The sequence below is a fragment of the Prevotella heparinolytica genome (assembly GCF_002998535.1).
Lineage (GTDB): Bacteria > Bacteroidota > Bacteroidia > Bacteroidales > Bacteroidaceae > Bacteroides > Bacteroides heparinolyticus.
Window position 1 is genome coordinate 389,944 of the sequence record NZ_CP027234.1, and the last position, 17,159, is coordinate 407,102.

Below are 17,159 nucleotides of genomic sequence, written 5' to 3' on the forward strand. Positions count from 1 at the left end.
ATTACTTGTTTCGTTTTTTACGTGCTAATGTTTGGATACATTCTCTGCGGGGAATAATGACGGATACTCCGCGGTATTCGATTTCTTCCCGGATGACTTGTTTCATCTCTTCGTAGTTTTTCTTCAAGGGGATCACAATGCGTATGTGTTCCGGAGCTACTCCGAGACCTGTACAGATGGCTTCCAAACGTCCTGTACCGGCAGAGTCTTGTCCTCCGGTCATGGCAGTGGTTTCATTGTCGGAAATAACGATGGTCACGTTGGCGTTCTCGTTGACGCAGTCCAGCAGTCCCGTCATGCCTGAGTGCGTGAAAGTGGAGTCACCGATAACCGCCACTGCCGGGTGCAGGCCTGCATCTGAAGCACCTTTGGCCATCGTTATGGAAGCACCCATGTCTACACAGGAGTCGATGGCGTTGAACGGAGCGCCGGCCCCCAAAGTATAGCAACCGATGTCGCTGAAGATTTTATGGTTGGGATATTCTTCTCGCAAGACTTGCGTGAGTACCGTGTACATGTCTCGGTGACCGCATCCTTCGCACAGAGCCGGTGGTCTCATCTCGACCAGTGACGGTATGCCGAACTCGGACTTATTCTGTTTACCCAAGGCTTGAGCAACGTTGTCCGGGTTTAATTCACCGTCTTGCGATAGCGTGCCGTCCAAACGCCCTTTCACTTTTACTCCGATACCTAAATAGCCTTTCAGTTGCTTTTCAACGAACGGCTGTCCGTCTTCCAATACCAGAATCTCATCGCATACTTCTATCAACTGCGTCAATTGTTTCTTGGGAAGCGGATATTGACCGATTTTCAGTACCGGATATTCGCAGCCATCGGGATAGTTTTCCATCAGATAGTTGTAGCCGATGCCGCATGCCACGATACCTAATTTCTTGTTGGGGCCATCTGTGTATTGATTATATACGGAACTTTCAGAGGCTTTGATGAATTCATCCTGGCGTTGCAGTAAAGCTTTGTAACGTTTGCGCGCGATTCCGGGCAACAGAATGAATTGGCTCGGATCTTCACTGAATGACAGTTCGTTTTGAGGTTGTTGCTCTTTGCGCTCTACTCCGGAACGTGAGTGTGCCAAACGGGTAACGATGCGCATCAGCAGAGGCTCACCGGTTTGCTCCGAGAAACGGAATCCGTTGTAGACCATATCATAGGCTTCCTGCTGGTTGCTTGGCTCATACATCGGTATAAGTGAAAAGTCGCCATAGAAGCGGCTGTCTTGTTCGTTTTGCGAAGAGTGCATACTGGGGTCATCGGCTGCAATGACAATCATACCGCCTTTCACTCCGGTGATGGCGGAGTTGATGAAACAGTCGGCAGCTACATTCATACCCACATGTTTCATGCAGACCAATGAACGTTTACCGGCAAATGACATTCCCAAAGCTGCTTCCATGGCTGTTTTCTCATTGGAACACCAACGGTTGTGGATGTTCTTTTCAGCAGTGATCGGAGCTGTTTGAATATATTCGGTGATTTCTGTAGAGGGAGTACCGGGGTAGGCATATACACCCGAAAGTCCGGCATCCAATGCTGCTTGTGCAATGGCTTCGTCGCCAAGTAAGAGTTGCTTGCTCATATTTGATCGGTTAAGTGTTAGTCATAAATTAAATGATAGGCGCAAATATAGGATTTTGCTTTTATTTTATTATCAGATTAGTTGAAAATCTTTCTTTCGTTTAATGCATTCCAATATTTCCTTGCATTTTTCATGTGGTCGGCATAGTTGGATGCAAAGTTGTGAGTGCCTGAGAAATCTTCTTTGGCACACATGTAGATATAGTCATGCTTTGCATAATTCAACACGGCATCCAATCCGATAGGTGTCGGTATGCGTATCGGTCCGGGCGGCAGACCGGTATTGCGGTAGGTATTGTACGGAGAGTCGATGTTAAGATGAATATTGGCTATCCTTCGCAAGCCAAAGTCTTGTAAGGCAAATTTAATGGTAGGGTCGGCTTGCAGAGGCATGTCAAGGTGCAAGCGGTTGATGTATAGTCCGGCCACCATCGGTTTTTCCAGATTATTGTTGGTCTCTTCTTCTATAATGGAGGCGAGGGTGCAAACTTCTATAGGTGTCATTCCCATTTGGGTGGCTTTTTCCAGTCGTTCTTGATTCCAGAACTTTTGGTGTTCTTTTTGCATTCGTTCAATGAAATTTTCTACGCTTATATCCCAATATACCTGATAAGTATCAGGAATAAACAGACAGGGAATAGTTTCTTTATTGTATCCTAATTTTTGTTGGAGGACGGGTGAATTAATGGCTTTTGCAATTTCGGCGGAATCAATCATGAGTTGTTTCCCTATGCTACGTGCCAGTCTGTCCATTGTACGTACACTCCCTATGGTGAGGTTCATAGGTTCCTGATGATTTCGGTAAAGGCGGCTGAATACTTTATATACACTTTCTTTGGGGCGTATGGCATAACGCCCGGTGTGTATGTTTTGAGTATATTTGCGGTATTGGATCATCCAATGGAAGCCCGTGAGTTTTTTGGGCTTTCCTTGTTCTTTTACCTTATTATATATAGAGTCTATGGTATCGTCTCGATCTACATAGATGTAAGTTGTCTTTTTAGGGTGGAACTGTGGGGAAAACAAGTAGTAATAGATGATTCCTGCACAACTGATACAGCAGAGGAGCAGTGCTATGGACACACTGATGAGTATTTTTCTTTTTTTCATGTTCCTTGCGACTTTGATTGGGGCAAAGTTAGTAAAATAGGAATATACTTAATGGCTTTGTGTCTGATATTTTATTATGTCCGGTGGAAGGGCTGAGGGGGAGAAAAAAAAGATTGATACTCGGCTTGCCGAATATCAATCTTACAGAAGAGCCGCTAGCCAGACTTGAACTGGCGACCTACGCGTTACGAATGCGTTGCTCTACCAACTGAGCTATAGCGGCAATAGGTTATCGCTTACGGGTCGCAAAGGTACGTTTTTATTTGAATAAACAAAAAGATTTGCCTCTTTTTTTAGAAAGATATTAGAGGGACTATATTTTTGTGTAATTATAGAGTATTTTTCTTTGATAAAAATTGGAAAATATAATAAAAAATCTCATCTTTGTAATCAAACTTTGATACAAAAACGAAAAATGTATTTATTCCTTTTTCTTGGCAAAGACATGAAAGGGGAGATACTGTAGACTTAAACTTAAACTTTAACCTTGACTGATTATGGAATTAAAAAGATTCTGCAAATGTTTCTTTTCTCGTATTGCTTCTAAATGGACAGTGCTGCTGGTGGATGTAGGTGTTGTGATCGTTGCTATGCTTTTTGCATGTGTTTTGCAATATGGCTTATCATTTATGAATAAGGATCCTTTGTGCATATGGTTGATACTGTTTGCTATATTATGCAATGTTTGTTCTTTTCAACTTTTCCACACTTATATAGGGGTTATTCGATTCTCTTCTTTTATTGATATTCGTCGTGTGGTCTTGAGCCTTACATTGGGCTATGGCTTTCTGATTTTGTGCAACCTTTGTTGGGTTGTCATGGGAGGTCGGCAGATTCTGCCAAATAGTTTTCTTTTCATGGCATATATTTTCACATCTTTCCTTATGGTATGTATGCGTATTGTAGTAAAGATACTTTATGAATCTGTCATTTTCGATGCACATCGGTGTGAAAATGTCTTTATTTATGGAATTCAAGGGACGGGAGTGGGAGTCGCAGAGTTTTTGAGAATCAACCGTAGTGATTCTTATCGCTTATGCGGGTTTATCTCGGATGAAGCGGATATGATAGGTAAACGTGTTATGGGATATCAGGTATATCTCAATGATAAATTCTTATTTAAACGGTTGAGAGATAAGAATGTGCATATCATTGTCGTCTCTCCAAATAAAATCTCCGAATTGGAACGTTCCGGAATATTGGATAAATTCCATGCCCATCATATTCATGTGCTGACAGTTCCACCCTTGAGCGATTGTGTAGATGAGGGGTTGATAAAGGAAAAGCAAAATGAAGAGATACACAAGAAGACACAGAGGCGCATTGATAAGAAGATGGGGCTGGTTTGTATGGAAGGTTGTAGAATCATGGTAACGGGAGCTGCCGGAATCGTGGGGAGAGAAGTTGTTCGCCAATTGGCTGTTTTGAATCCTTCCCAGTTAATTCTGGTAGATCAGGCAGAGTCCCCTTTGTATGATGTGCAATTGGAACTTGCTGACCGTTGGAAGAATCTGGCTGTTCGTGTATTGGTGGCCGATGTTGCTAATTATACTCGTATGGAAGCCATCTTTAGGGAAATACGCCCACAATTGGTCTTTCATGCTGCGGCTTATAAGCATATGCAGTTGATGGATGACTATGTATCGGAGGCCATTCAAACAAACGTGTTGGGTACGGTCAATATAACTGACTTGTCGGTGAAGTATAATGTAAATCGTATGGTTATGGTTTCTACGGATGGAGCACATCATCCGGAAAACTGCATGGAGTATAGCAAGCGGCTGGCAGAAATATATATACAGTCGTATAGCCGGAGTCTGTGGCGTGAAAGGAAGAACGATACTTGTTTGCTGATTATTCGTTTTGGCGATGTTTACCCAAAGAGAGACTGCAACCTGATGACTTTGTCCGAAGCTTGTAAGCGCATTTTAGAAGTAGGGGCCAGAGGGGAGTCCGGAGAAATATATTTGTTAGATAAAATCAATGATGAAGTTTCAATGCAAGATACACCATTCGTTTTTGAACATGAACTCGTGCGGAAACGTGTGGCTGATTTGATAAAGCATAGTTATACGGATGAGGCTTCTGTTCTGATGGCTGAAATGAAGAAATATGTGCAGAAGTTTGCAAAAAGAGACAAGCTGTTTATACAATCGTTCCGGATTGATATTTCTCAAAAATCATACATCTAAATGTTGTACACTTTTTCTTTTCCCATGTTATTGGAAATCTTTCATTAAACGTCTTGGCTGTTTTAAAAAACCTCTTTATCTTTGCGTCCATTAATGTATTGTATTTTTAATATATCAAAACTCATGCGCTCATTTTTAATCTCGTTTTTCTGTTTCTTTCTTTTCTGTAGCACTGTTTACGCTCAACGTATGTCCGATGAACAGGTTGTGGAGTATGTGAAGCAAGCACAGGCATCTGGAAAATCTCAAAAACAGATGACAACCGAATTGTTACGCCGTGGTGTTACTCAGGAACAAGTCTTGCGTATAAAAAATCGGTATGAATCTACCACCGGAATATCGAAAAGTACGAATGATCAGCTAAGTAGGATACGCAAAGGTGGCCCTGCCATAGGAGAATCTTATGAGGCTGCCGAATTGAAAGACCAAAAGGTTGTTATTGATGAGAAGCGGGAGAGCAGCTCTTTGCCGGAAGTGACATCCAATCGTCAGATTTTTGGCCATAATTTATTCAATAGCAGGAATCTGTCATTCGAACCGAGTGCCAATCTTGCTACTCCTCTGAATTATCGTCTCGGCCCGGGTGATGAGGTGATCATTGATGTTTGGGGGGCTTCTGAAAATACCATTCGCCAAGTAATCAGTCCTGAAGGAAGTATTCAGGTAAAAGATTTAGGACCTGTTCATCTGAATGGAATGACAGTCAAGGAAGCTAATCAATATTTGCAACGGGAATTTTCCAAGATATATGCAGGAATAGGAGGTAATGAGCCTAATTCCCAAATACGATTGACTTTGGGTGATGTACGTACTATCCAAATTAACGTGATGGGTGAAGTCTCTGTGCCCGGTACTTATACTCTTTCTGCTTTTTCCACGATTTTTCATGCACTGTATCGTGCGGGTGGTGTGAACAATATCGGTAGTTTGCGTGCCATTCGGTTGGTACGTAACGGAAAAACGATAGAAACCCTTGATGTATATGGGCTCATCATGAAAGGAAAGATGAACGATGATATCCGTCTTCAGGAAGGTGATGTGATTATCGTAAGCCCCTATCATTCTTTGGTTGAGGTGGTAGGTAAAGTAAAACGTCCCATGTATTATGAGATGAAGTCTACCGAGACTGTTGCTAATTTGTTGGATTATTCCGGAGGGTTTACCGGTGACGCCTATAAAAAAGCTGTACGTATCATTCGTAAGAGTGGTCGCGAACATCAGGTCTTTAATGTTGATGAAATGGATTATTCTGTATTCCGTTTGGATGACGGAGACATGATCACCATTGATGCCGTGCTCGATCGCTTTGAAAATAAGGTAGAAGTGAGTGGTGCTGTCTATCGTCCGGGAATTTATCAGCTGAATGGGGAGGTTAATACTGTGAAGCAGTTGATTAAGAAATCGGAAGGCCTTCGTGGGGATGCTTTCTTAAATCGTGTTTTGTTGAATCGTGAGCGTGAAGATTATACACATGAGATGATCGCTATCGATTTAAACAAACTCCTGAATGGAACTGAAGCGGATATTCCCCTTCGTAAGAATGACCACCTTTATATTCCGAGTATTCATGAATTGAAAGAAGAAGAGACAGTCTCTATTTATGGTGAAGTTCTGAATCCGGGCACTTTTCTTCATGCAGATAATATGACGATTGAGGATTTGATCATTCGGGCAGGAGGATTGAAAGAAGCGGCGGCCAGTACACGGGTAAGCGTCAGTAGAAGAATTAAATCTCCCGGAAGTACTTCTTACAGTACTAAATTGGCCGAGACCTTTATGTTTGATATTAAAAATGGTTTGGTAGTGGGGACGGAGAACTTTAATCTTGAGCCTTACGATGTTGTCCAGATACGTCGGAGTCCTGTCTATCAGGAACAGCGTACAGTCAGCCTTGTGGGAGAGGTTCTTTTCGGTGGTAGCTATACGCTCTTGAAGAAAAACGAACGCTTAAGTGAACTTGTAGGAAGAGCCGGTGGCATTACTCCGGAAGCCTATGTCAAGGGTGCTCGTCTTATTCGTAAACGGAATGATGAGGAGCGTCGTCGCGAGATGGATGCGCTTCGTATGGCTCGTAGTGCTGAGGGTAAAGACAGTATTGCTGTAAAAAAACTGGCGATTTCAGAGAACTATACGGTAGGTATGGATATGGAGAAGGCGTTGGCTAATCCGGGTAGTGATTATGATGTCGTTCTGCGCGAAGGCGATGTGGTTTATATTCCGGAGTTTATCAATACCGTGAAGATCAGTGGTTCTGTGATGTATCCTAACACGGTTACTTGGACGAAAGGAGCAAAGCTGAAGTATTATATCAATATGGCCGGTGGCTATGGTGAGAATGCCAAGAAAAAGAAAGTATATATTATTAATCTGAACGGTACGGTTTTCCGTGCTAAAAAATATAGTACGGATTTGATACAGCCGGGATGCGAAATCGTAGTGCCCACAAAGAAGGAACGTCAGGGACTGAAGACCGCTGAAATTCTAGGTATGGGTTCCATGACTGCGAGCATTGCGGCAATGGTTGCTACTGTGGTTAATACCTTAAAAAAATAATAAAGAATCGGAACAATGGATGAAGAACAACTTAATAAATCTGTCCAGCCTCAGGAAGAGGAGATTGACTTGATAGAGCTGGCTCTTAAAGTCTGGACAGAACGTAAATGGGTACTGAAATGTTGTGGATTTGCTGTCATTGTAGGTTTGATAATTGCTTTCAGTATTCCAAAGGAATATACGGTTACCGCTACTATCGCCCCTGAAATGTCTGATAAGAAAGCGGGAGGAGGGCTCTCTTCTCTGGCTGCAATGGCAGGTATTAACTTTGCGACGTCCACAGCCGATGCCATTTATCCGGATTTATATCCGGATATAGTAAGGTCAACTCCTTTTATCACAGCTCTTTTCGATGTTCCGGTGAAAAATTTGGATGGAAAAGTTGACACTACGCTTTATTGTTACTTGGATGAGCATCAACGTGCTCCTTGGTGGAGTATGATAACAACCGCCCCTTTCAAGTTTATAGGTTGGACTGTTTCCTTATTTAAAGATAAAGAAAAAGCAGGAGAGAGCCGGCTCAATCCTTTTCAACTGACAACAGATGAAGCTGAGCTAGCCACGTCGTTAAGCAACCGTATTGGAGTTTCTGTTGATAAGAAAACGGGAGTCACTTCACTTTCTGTCACGATGCAAGATCCCCGTATTGCTGCTTGTATGACTGATACGGTGCTTCGTCGTCTTCAAGAATATGTTACTGAATATCGCACAACGAAAGCCCGTAAAGATTTTGAGTTTCAGCAACAGCTGTTTAATCGCAAGAAGAAAGAATACGAAGAAGCTCAGGAAAACTATGCGAAGTTTTCGGATACCAATAAAAATATTATCCTTCAAAGTTATCGTGCCGAGCAAGTTCGTTTGGAAAATGAGATGAATCTTGCTTATCAGGTTTATACCAGTGTTGCCCAGCAGTTGCAAATGGCGGAGGCTAAGGTGCAGGAGATTACACCGGTCTATACAGTGGTGGAGCCGGCTACTATTCCGATAAAAGCTGCAAAACCCAATAAGCTGATGGTGTTGCTGGGAGTTGTATTTCTTACCGCAGCCGGCTGCATAGGTTGGATATTGTTTGGTCGAGACTTTATTGCCGGCATGAAAGAAAAATTCTGATTAGAAAATGAGGGTGTGTCAAAACTAAAATGACCTCTCCGAAAAGTTACAGAATGTAACTACAAGACCTAAAAAGAGTCGTATCAAGCTCTGTTTTGAGTAATGATGCGACTCTTCTTTTTGCCTTTAAGGATGTTCAACTTTCAAATCAAAAGCTCATCTGGACTAGAATTGAGTTTTGACACATCCTCATAATACAGTCTTTAGTCGAATAAGCTTTTAAATTTCTTGAATATTTTTTCTTTTATCGAACTGTTGGGGTTGAAGTTATCAGAGGTTTCCATTTCTTCCAATGCTTTCTTTTCATCCTTGCTGAGAGTTTCAGGCACATATACACTGATGTTCACCAGTAAATCGCCCGTGCCATACCCATTGACACTTGGTAATCCTTTGCCGCGCAGGCGGAGTACCTTGCCGGGTTGTGTGCCCGATTCAATCTTAACTTTTACTTTGTTGTCTATGGTGGGGATTTCGACAGTACCACCCAAAGCAGCTGTGGGGAAGCTAAGGAGCAGGTTGTAAATCAAATCATTCTCATCACGTATCAGGTTGGGGTCTTGTTCTTCTTCTACAAGAATCAGAAGGTCTCCAGCTACGCCGTTGCGTTTTCCGGCATTGCCTTTACCACTCATAGAGAGCTGCATGCCTTCGGCCACGCCTTTGGGAATCTTCACGGTCACTACCTCTTCACCATATACGATTCCTTCACCGGCACATTCTTTACATTTGTTTTTGATAATCACTCCTTCACCATTACATGTAGGACATGTCGTTCTCGTTTGCATGGTGCCGAGGATGGTTTTTTGGTTGCGGATAACCGTACCGCTACCTTTACATGTGTGGCAAGTTTCTGTGCCATCATTGCCTTCTGCTCCTGTACCATGACAATGTGCACATGGAACATATTTCTTTAACTTGAACTTTTTCTCTACACCGGTGGAAATCTCTTTTAAGTTGAGTTTTACTTTGACACGCAAATCCGAACCACGATAACGACTTTGGTGTGCATCACCATTTCCAAAACCTCCAAAACCGCTGAAGCCTCCACCAAAACCTCCATGTCCACCGAAAATATCGCCAAACATAGAGAAGATATCATCCATGGACATGCTTTCGCCGAAGCCTCCAAACGGTCCTCCGTTACCGGCAGCACCACCTAACCCGGCATGGCCGAATTGATCATAGCGGGCACGTTTGTCCGGATTGCTCAAAACATCGTAAGCCTCTGCTGCTTCTTTGAACTTTTCTTCGGCCGTCTTGTCACCCGGATTTTTGTCCGGATGGTATTGGATTGCTTTTTTGCGATAAGCTTTTTTTATTTCGTCTGCCGTAGCGGTCTTTCCCACTTCCAGTATTTCGTAGTAATCTCTCTTTTCCATACTATTCTACATTATTCTCCAACAACTACTTTTGCATGACGAATTACTTTGTCATTCAATATATATCCGGTTTGCACACAATCCAGAATTTTGCCTTTCAGGACTTCCTCTGGTGCAGGAATAACGGCAATAGCTTCGTGATAGTCTGTATCGAGTGGTTGTTCTTTCGTTTCGATTACTTTTACTCCATTCTTTTCCAATACAGACATGAACTTGTTGTAGATGAGTTCTACCCCTTCTCTCACAGCCGCTAGGTCAGTGGCAGTCTCCATGTTTTTGAGAGCACGTTCAAAATCATCTACGACCGGAAGAATGCTACTGATGCTTTTTTCGCTTCCGTTCAGGATAAGCTCCGCTTTTTCCTTCATGGTGCGTTTACGATAATTGTCAAACTCGGCAGATAAGCGCAGAAACTTGTCTTTTTGCTCTTCTATCAGTTCATTAGCCTTTTTTAACTCTTGTGCCAGTCTTTCTTCTTCTGTCAAAGGGGTAACTTCCTCTTCTTGTGTTTCCTCTTTTTCAGCGACCTCTTCAGTACATTCGTCCGGGGCTGTTTGAGTCTTCAGTTCTTCTTCAAAGTTGTTTTCTTTTTTTTTCGGATCCATATTGTTATGTTTATTATTTTTCTAATTAAATACTTAGTTCTGATGGTTGTAATGAAACCAAGTGTTAATAATGTGTCTTTTGCAAAAACCTTGCCAAAGGAGAGTTTTTTTCAAAAAACGTTGCAAAGGTAACACTTTTATGCCAGATTGACAGCGTATTCCTATCTCTTATTCTTGAAAAATGTCTATCTTTGCACTCGCAAATCGCAGATTAATAGGTATTAAATGGTAATTTGTAAATACACATAAAATCGTAAATATAAAGATGATTACAGTTTCTAATGTTTCGGTGCAGTTTGGTAAAAGAGTGTTGTTTAATGATGTAAACCTGAAATTTACAAGTGGTAACTGTTATGGTATTATTGGCGCTAACGGTGCCGGAAAGTCAACTTTCTTGAGAGCTATCTCCGGAGAATTGGACCCGACGACAGGTTCTATCATGTTAGCTCCGGGTGAACGCCTTTCTGTTTTAAGTCAGGACCACTTTAAGTGGGATGCTTTTACGGTAATGGATACCGTAATGATGGGGCACACCGTGTTGTGGGATATAATGAAGCAACGCGAGGTGCTGTATGCCAAAGAAGAGTTTACGGATGAAGACGGATTGAGGGTTTCTGAATTAGAAGAGAAATTTGCCGAATTAGACGGATGGAATGCCGAAAGTGATGCTGCCGCCCTATTGAGCGGATTGGGCATTAAGGAAGATAAGCATTATCTGTTGATGGGCGAATTGAACAATAAGGAAAAAGTGCGTGTCATGTTGGCACAGGCCCTCTACGGCAATCCGGACAACTTGTTGCTGGACGAGCCTACCAATGACTTGGATATGGAAACCGTGACTTGGTTGGAAGAATATCTTTCGAACTTCGAGCATACAGTTTTGGTAGTGAGTCACGATCGGCACTTCCTCGACTCCGTATGTACGCACACGGTGGATATCGATTATGGAAAGATTAATCTGTTTGCCGGTAACTACAGCTTCTGGTATGAATCAAGCCAGTTGGCTCTTCGTCAGCAGCAGAATCAGAAGGCTAAGGCCGAGGAAAAGAAGAAAGAGCTTGAAGAGTTTATTCGTCGTTTCAGCGCGAATGTGGCAAAGAGTAAGCAAACTACCAGCCGCAAGAAGATGCTGGAGAAACTGAATGTGGAGGAAATCAAACCTTCGTCCCGTAAATATCCCGGCATTATCTTTACACCGGAGCGCGAGCCGGGTAATCAAATATTGGAAGTTGCAGGTCTGACGAAATCGTTGGAAGACGGTACGATACTGTTTCGCGATGTCAACTTCAATGTAGAAAAAGGGGATAAGGTCGTATTCCTTTCGCGCGACCCGCGTGCCATGACTGCCTTGTTCGAGATTATTAACGGTAATATGAAGCCGGATTCAGGAACATTCAATTGGGGTGTTACGATTACCACTGCCTACTTGCCATTGGACAATACCGCTTTCTTCAATACGGATTTGAATCTGGTGGATTGGTTGAGCCAATTTGGTGAAGGCAATGAGGTTTATATGAAGAGCTTCCTCGGCCGTATGCTTTTCTCAGGTGAAGAGGTGCTGAAGAAGGCAAGTGTATTGTCGGGAGGTGAGAAAATGCGTTGTATGATTGCGCGCATGCAGCTTCGCAATGCCAATTGTCTTATTTTGGATACACCCACCAATCACCTTGACTTGGAATCCATTCAGGCCTTCAATAACAACCTGAAAGTATATAAAGGCAATATCCTATTCTCTTCTCATGACCACGAATTTATTCAAACCGTGGCCAACCGTATCATTGAGTTGACGCCGAATGGCATCATAGATAAAATGATGGAATATGACGAGTACATCACTTCGGATCATATCAAGGAGTTGAGACGGCGGATGTATGGAGAGTAAGAAAAGTCATTTGTAAATCAATTTACTTTTTCCTTCTCCGAAGAGGTTATCGCCCAGTGTGGATATTTTGTTTCCTGTGGCCAATACATAGCGTAGGTTGTTGCACCCCATAAAGGCACCATATTCAATGGCGGTCACGGTGGGGGGCAACTCGATTGTTCCGCATAGACGCCCGCAACCACTGAATGCACGCTGCCCGATACTTTTCAGTGCATGAGGAAGCAAGATGCTCAAGAGGTACTTCTTTTGGGTGAATGTATAGTCGGGAATGACGGTGGCATTGCTTCGGGTGAGGTCGATGGAAACCAGATTGGGCATATAGTTGCGTATCAGGATAAAGTCGGCCTCATCCAGCTTGCCTTCGATAGTCAGGAAGTTCACGTCTTTGGGTTGTATGCCGGAGCTTACCAGTTCGCCTGCAAGGCTTCCCATCTGGCCTATTTGCACATATGCCGTTGTCGGTTCGCCTTCGATGAAGGCAAATGTCTCCCATTTCTTTTTAGTCCGGTAGGCGTCGTTGCATCCCAATGGAACAAATACGGCGGTCACACTGTCGGCCAACGCTTCGGGCAGCAGGTTGGGTGCTGTTTTCCTTTTTATTTGGCATATCTTGAGGTTGTTGCAGCCTTTGAAAGCTGCATCTTCAATGTTTTTGATTTTGTCCGAGAGGATGATTCTTGTCAGAGACTCCTTGCCGACGAAAGTGCTGTCGTTGATTTTTTTGCAGAAGGCATAGGCCGGGATGCAATTGGCGGGATAGATATAAAAACGGTCGGGATAAGTGCCGTTTTTACCTGCATACATACTGATGGAAGCGTTGGATATGTCCAAATACCGGAGGTTTTTGAATTCATCTCTCAGGTGTCGGAAGTCAATGGCATTCAGTTTGCCTTGCAAGGTCAGTTGGGTGATTTCGTTGGCTTCAGCTTCGGTCATCAGTTCTACCAGTATGCCCGGTTTGGCAACGTAGTATTTCTCGGCTTTTTGTGCCGAAGCATTGGACATAAGCGTCAGTCCGGCAATCATGAACAATATTCCTTTCAGTTTCATTTCTTAATGATTTCAGATGATTCGAGTTTCCAAATATAAGAAGAAAGGGTAAAGAATGGATGCTGTTTTTCTTTTTATGACTATTTTTGTCGGATATTAATCAATTATGAGCACTTTATGGAAATAGAAGAAAAGGTTGAAATACCTGTAACGAAGGACAAGCGTATCCGGAGGGTGGTAATCGATATCGTCTGTTTTTTTGTATTATTGGTTTTTATAGGCTCTGTTGTCTTCTTGCTTTCATCCTTTCTGAACAGACTGATTCCGCAGATAGCAATGAATAGCACCCTTCTGCTTATTACAGAAGAAACACTGATGCTGGGCAGTGTGTTTCTGTCATCATGGCTTGTGCTGCGATATAACAGGATGCCTCTTTCCGTATTAGGCTTGTCTTTGAGAGGGCGTTGGAAAGATTGGCTTGCCGGCATGCTCTTTGCCATCGGATTGTATATAGTGGGTTTCGGGGCTTCGCTTAGTTTGGGTGCAGTGGCAGTCAGCGGAGCATCATTTCATTTTCCTTCTTTATTGATAAGCCTTTTGTTTTTCCTTCTGGTGGGTGTCACGGAAGAATTGATGATGCGCGGCTTTGTGCTGGGGCGCATGCTGGATGGCGGGGTGAATAAGTTTACGGCCCTGTTTGTCTCTTCCGTGCTGTTCTCGTTGTTGCATTTGTTCAATCCTAATTTCGAGTTTCTTCCGTTCCTTAATATCCTGTTGGCGGGAATTCTTTTGGGAGCTTCTTATATATATACGCGCAATCTCTGTTTCCCTATTGCTTTGCATTGGTTTTGGAATTGGATACAAGGACCGGTATTGGGTTATGAGGTCAGTGGCAATCGGTTTCAAGACAGCTTTCTTACGCTCAGCCTTTCCGGGCCGAACCTTATAAACGGAGGAAGCTTCGGATTTGAAGGCTCCCTCTTTTGCACCATCCTGCTGATAGCAGGTTCAGCGATTATTTTCAGATATTATAGCCGAAAGTGAAGGGCTTATTGCTGTTGCACTCCTTTCAATGTCAGTTGTATCCGTTTCCGGTCCATATCTATGCTAAGAACTTTTACACGCAGGGTCTGATGGATGGAGACCACTTCATTGGGGTCTGATATGAATCTTTCGGCAAGCTGCGACAGATGTATCAGCCCGTTTTCCTTGATGCCTATATCGACGAATGCGCCGAAGTTTGTGATATTGTTTACGATGCCGGGCAGCTCCATGCCTTCCCGTAAATCGTTGATGGTATGCACGTGCTTGTCGAATTCGAAGATTTCTATCGGCTTGCGCGGGTCGCGTCCGGGTTTTTCCAGTTCTTGCAGGATGTCTTTCAATGTAAGCATGCCGACGGTAGGAGAGATATATCGTTCCGGATTGATTTTCATGCGCAACTCCTTGTCGGCTATCAGTTCGGCCACGTTGCATCCCAGGTCTTTGGCCATCTGCTCTACGATGCAATAACTTTCGGGATGTACGGCTGTGTTATCCAATGGATTCTTTGCTTCCGGAATACGCATGAAGCCGGCACACTGTTCGAAAGCTTTGGCACCCATTCTCGGAACTTTCATCAACTCTTTGCGCGAGGTGAATACACCATGCTCTGCACGATAGTTTACGATGTTTTGCGCCAGTTGCGGCCCTAATCCCGATATGTAAGTCAGCAGGTGACTGCTTGCCGTATTCAGGTTGACACCCACCAGATTTACGCAGTTCTCCACGGTTTGGTCCAGCGACTTTTTCAGTTTGGTTTGGTCTACATCGTGTTGATATTGTCCTACACCGATGGACTTAGGGTCAATCTTTACCAGTTCGGCCAACGGGTCCATCAAGCGTCTTCCTATGGACACGGCACCGCGCACCGTGACGTCGTATTCGGGAAACTCCTCCCGGGCAATCTTGGAAGCCGAGTAGATGGATGCCCCCTGTTCGCTGACGATGAAAATCCTTACTTCCCGATTGAACGTCTGTCTTTTCAGGAAATCCTCTGTTTCCCGGCTGGCGGTTCCGTTTCCGATGGCCACGGCATCTATCTTATACGACTCCAGCATCTGTTGTATTTTGGCAAATGCCTCTTTCGGTTTGTTTACGGGCGGGTGCGGATAGATGTTCTCGTTGTGAAGCAGGTTTCCCTGTGCATCCAGACATACTACTTTGCAACCGGTGCGGAATCCGGGGTCTATGCCCATCACGCGTTTTTGCCCCAACGGAGAAGCCAGCAACAGTTGTCGGAGGTTTGCTGCAAACACATCAATAGCTTCTTCGTCGGCACGCTCTTTGCTTTGCGTGGCAAACTCTGTTTCAATGGAAGGTTTCAGCAGACGTTTGTAGGCATCTTGTACGGCTTCCATCACTTGTTGTCCGCAGGCATTATTGCTTCGTACGAACCGGCGTTTCAGGTGTTCCAGGCATTCTTCGTCGTCCGGACTGATGCTTACTTTCAGCAGGCCTTCCGCTTCGGCGCGGCGTATGGCGAGCAAGCGGTGCGAACTGCATCGTTTCAGGGGTTCGGAGCAGTCGAAGTAATCCCGATATTTGGCTGCTTCCTCTTCTTTGCCTTTCACCACCTTGGCGGTCAGTATGCCATGACGGGCGAAAGAGTTGCGCACGTTGTTTCTTGCCTGTTCGTCTTCACTCACATGCTCGGCTATAATATCTCTTGCCCCTTTCAATGCGTCGTCCACATCCTTGACATCTTCCTTTACATACCGGGCGGCCTGTTTTTCAGGATGAGGTTCGCGTTGCAGCATCAGTAAAGTGGCGAGCGGTTCCAGTCCTCTTTGGCGGCCAGCTTCGGCACGTGTCTTCCGTTTGGGCTTATAGGGAAGGTAGATATCTTCCAGAGCGGTGTTGTCCCAAGTCTCTTCAATGCGTGCTCTGAGTTCCGGAGTCAGTTTCCCTTGTTCCTGAATGGTGTTGAGGATGGTTTCCTTGCGTTTGGCTGTTTCGTTCAGCTTTTCATATTGTGTCCGGATGGCCTCAATCTGTACTTCGTCCAAACCTCCCGTCACCTCTTTGCGGTAGCGGCTGATGAACGGAATCGTTGCCCCGTCATTCAGCAACTCCAAAGTTCGCTCTGTTTGTCTTTCTGATATGCCGAGTGCGGCGGCTATCATGCGATGATAATTTTGTGACATTTCTGTATCTTTTTTATTCTAACAGAGGGCAAAAATAGGAAAAACAATCGGTTTATCCGATATGTTGCCTCCTACAAATAGCCTTTTCGACAAAGTATCTTGTCGTATTATTTAACTACCTAGGTTCGGGATAAGAAACAGGTCGATAACCTCACCCAACGGCTTGTTTCTTAAAATTAAACCTTATTGATTATCAATTGTTTACCTCTTGTCTGTCAGACACTTGCGTCTGTCAAGACAAAGGCTTGCAGTTGTCAAACAGGGGGAAGGCAGTTGGCGCGAAAGGCGCTCTTCTCTTCTGCCTAATCGCTGTAAACCGGTGCATGCAAGAAATATCTGCCCGACAGGATGCAGCCCCTCATCTTTAGCGAAAGCAACCGTCTATCCCGAATTCAGATTAACTGCAATCCGAAATGAGAATCAGTTGTTTCTATGGAGTCAGGGCGATTTCAATACATGCGTTAGTTTTCATCATGGGAAGTAAGGTTTCATTCGGAAGGAGGAGGGGGAAACTTTCTGTCAGATAAAGTCTTGACTAATTCACATAAATAGACTATTAG

The 17,159-nt window shown here is 43.9% G+C and carries 11 protein-coding genes and 1 tRNA gene; 5 read left to right on the top strand and 7 right to left on the bottom strand.

The window, feature by feature from the left end:
• Position 1: 1 nt before the first annotated feature.
• The 3 genes from C3V43_RS01520 to C3V43_RS01530 form a co-directional block, all read right to left on the bottom strand.
• Entirely contained in the window at positions 2 to 1,594 is a 1,593-nt protein-coding gene (locus C3V43_RS01520) for a thiamine pyrophosphate-dependent enzyme (protein ID WP_106068307.1), read from the bottom strand.
• A gap of 77 nt (positions 1,595 to 1,671) precedes the next feature.
• Complete coding sequence (gene mltG, locus C3V43_RS01525; protein ID WP_106068308.1) at positions 1,672 to 2,703, bottom strand: endolytic transglycosylase MltG; 1,032 nt, start codon at positions 2,701 to 2,703, stop codon at positions 1,672 to 1,674.
• Positions 2,704 to 2,853: 150 nt separating this feature from the next.
• Positions 2,854 to 2,926, bottom strand: a tRNA-Thr gene (locus C3V43_RS01530).
• Between the two features lie 634 nt (positions 2,927 to 3,560).
• On the opposite strand from C3V43_RS01530, the gene C3V43_RS01535 reads away from it, so the two are divergent.
• The 3 genes from C3V43_RS01535 (at position 3,561) to C3V43_RS01545 (ending at position 8,558) form a co-directional block, all read left to right on the top strand.
• On the top strand, positions 3,561 to 4,895 hold the full coding sequence (locus tag C3V43_RS01535; protein ID WP_317046009.1) for a polysaccharide biosynthesis protein: 1,335 nt from the start codon (positions 3,561 to 3,563) through the stop codon (positions 4,893 to 4,895).
• A 123-nt stretch (positions 4,896 to 5,018) separates the two neighbouring features.
• On the top strand, positions 5,019 to 7,448 hold the full coding sequence (locus C3V43_RS01540; protein WP_106068310.1) for an SLBB domain-containing protein: 2,430 nt from the start codon (positions 5,019 to 5,021) through the stop codon (positions 7,446 to 7,448).
• Positions 7,449 to 7,463: 15 nt separating this feature from the next.
• Positions 7,464 to 8,558 (top strand): Wzz/FepE/Etk N-terminal domain-containing protein, encoded by a 1,095-nt coding sequence (locus C3V43_RS01545; protein WP_106068311.1) that lies wholly within the window; start codon positions 7,464 to 7,466, stop codon positions 8,556 to 8,558.
• 203 nt (positions 8,559 to 8,761) lie between these two features.
• Here the strand turns inward: C3V43_RS01545 and dnaJ are convergent, their stop codons facing one another.
• Together dnaJ and C3V43_RS01555 are read right to left on the bottom strand one after the other, a co-directional pair.
• Entirely contained in the window at positions 8,762 to 9,937 is a 1,176-nt protein-coding gene (gene dnaJ, locus C3V43_RS01550) for a molecular chaperone DnaJ (protein ID WP_106068312.1), read from the bottom strand.
• 11 nt (positions 9,938 to 9,948) lie between these two features.
• The gene (locus tag C3V43_RS01555; RefSeq protein ID WP_106068313.1) at positions 9,949 to 10,542 is read right to left on the bottom strand and encodes a nucleotide exchange factor GrpE; all 594 of its coding nucleotides are present in this window, start codon (positions 10,540 to 10,542) and stop codon (positions 9,949 to 9,951) included.
• Positions 10,543 to 10,807: 265 nt separating this feature from the next.
• Here C3V43_RS01555 and C3V43_RS01560 point away from each other — a divergent pair, with 265 nt between their 5' ends.
• Complete coding sequence (locus tag C3V43_RS01560; RefSeq protein WP_106068314.1) at positions 10,808 to 12,424, top strand: ABC-F family ATP-binding cassette domain-containing protein; 1,617 nt, start codon at positions 10,808 to 10,810, stop codon at positions 12,422 to 12,424.
• A gap of 6 nt (positions 12,425 to 12,430) precedes the next feature.
• Here C3V43_RS01560 and C3V43_RS01565 read toward each other — a convergent pair whose 3' ends face one another.
• Positions 12,431 to 13,474, bottom strand: a complete 1,044-nt coding sequence (locus C3V43_RS01565; RefSeq protein WP_106068315.1) for a leucine-rich repeat protein — start codon at positions 13,472 to 13,474, stop codon at positions 12,431 to 12,433.
• A 117-nt stretch (positions 13,475 to 13,591) separates the two neighbouring features.
• Here C3V43_RS01565 and C3V43_RS01570 point away from each other — a divergent pair, with 117 nt between their 5' ends.
• Entirely contained in the window at positions 13,592 to 14,458 is an 867-nt protein-coding gene (locus tag C3V43_RS01570; RefSeq protein ID WP_106068316.1) for a CPBP family intramembrane glutamic endopeptidase, read from the top strand.
• A 5-nt stretch (positions 14,459 to 14,463) separates the two neighbouring features.
• On the opposite strand, the gene C3V43_RS01575 is transcribed toward C3V43_RS01570, so the two are convergent.
• Positions 14,464 to 16,599: a Tex family protein gene (locus C3V43_RS01575; protein ID WP_106068317.1), complete on the bottom strand. Its 2,136-nt coding sequence runs from the start codon at positions 16,597 to 16,599 to the stop codon at positions 14,464 to 14,466.
• Between the last annotated feature and the right edge of the window lie 560 nt (positions 16,600 to 17,159).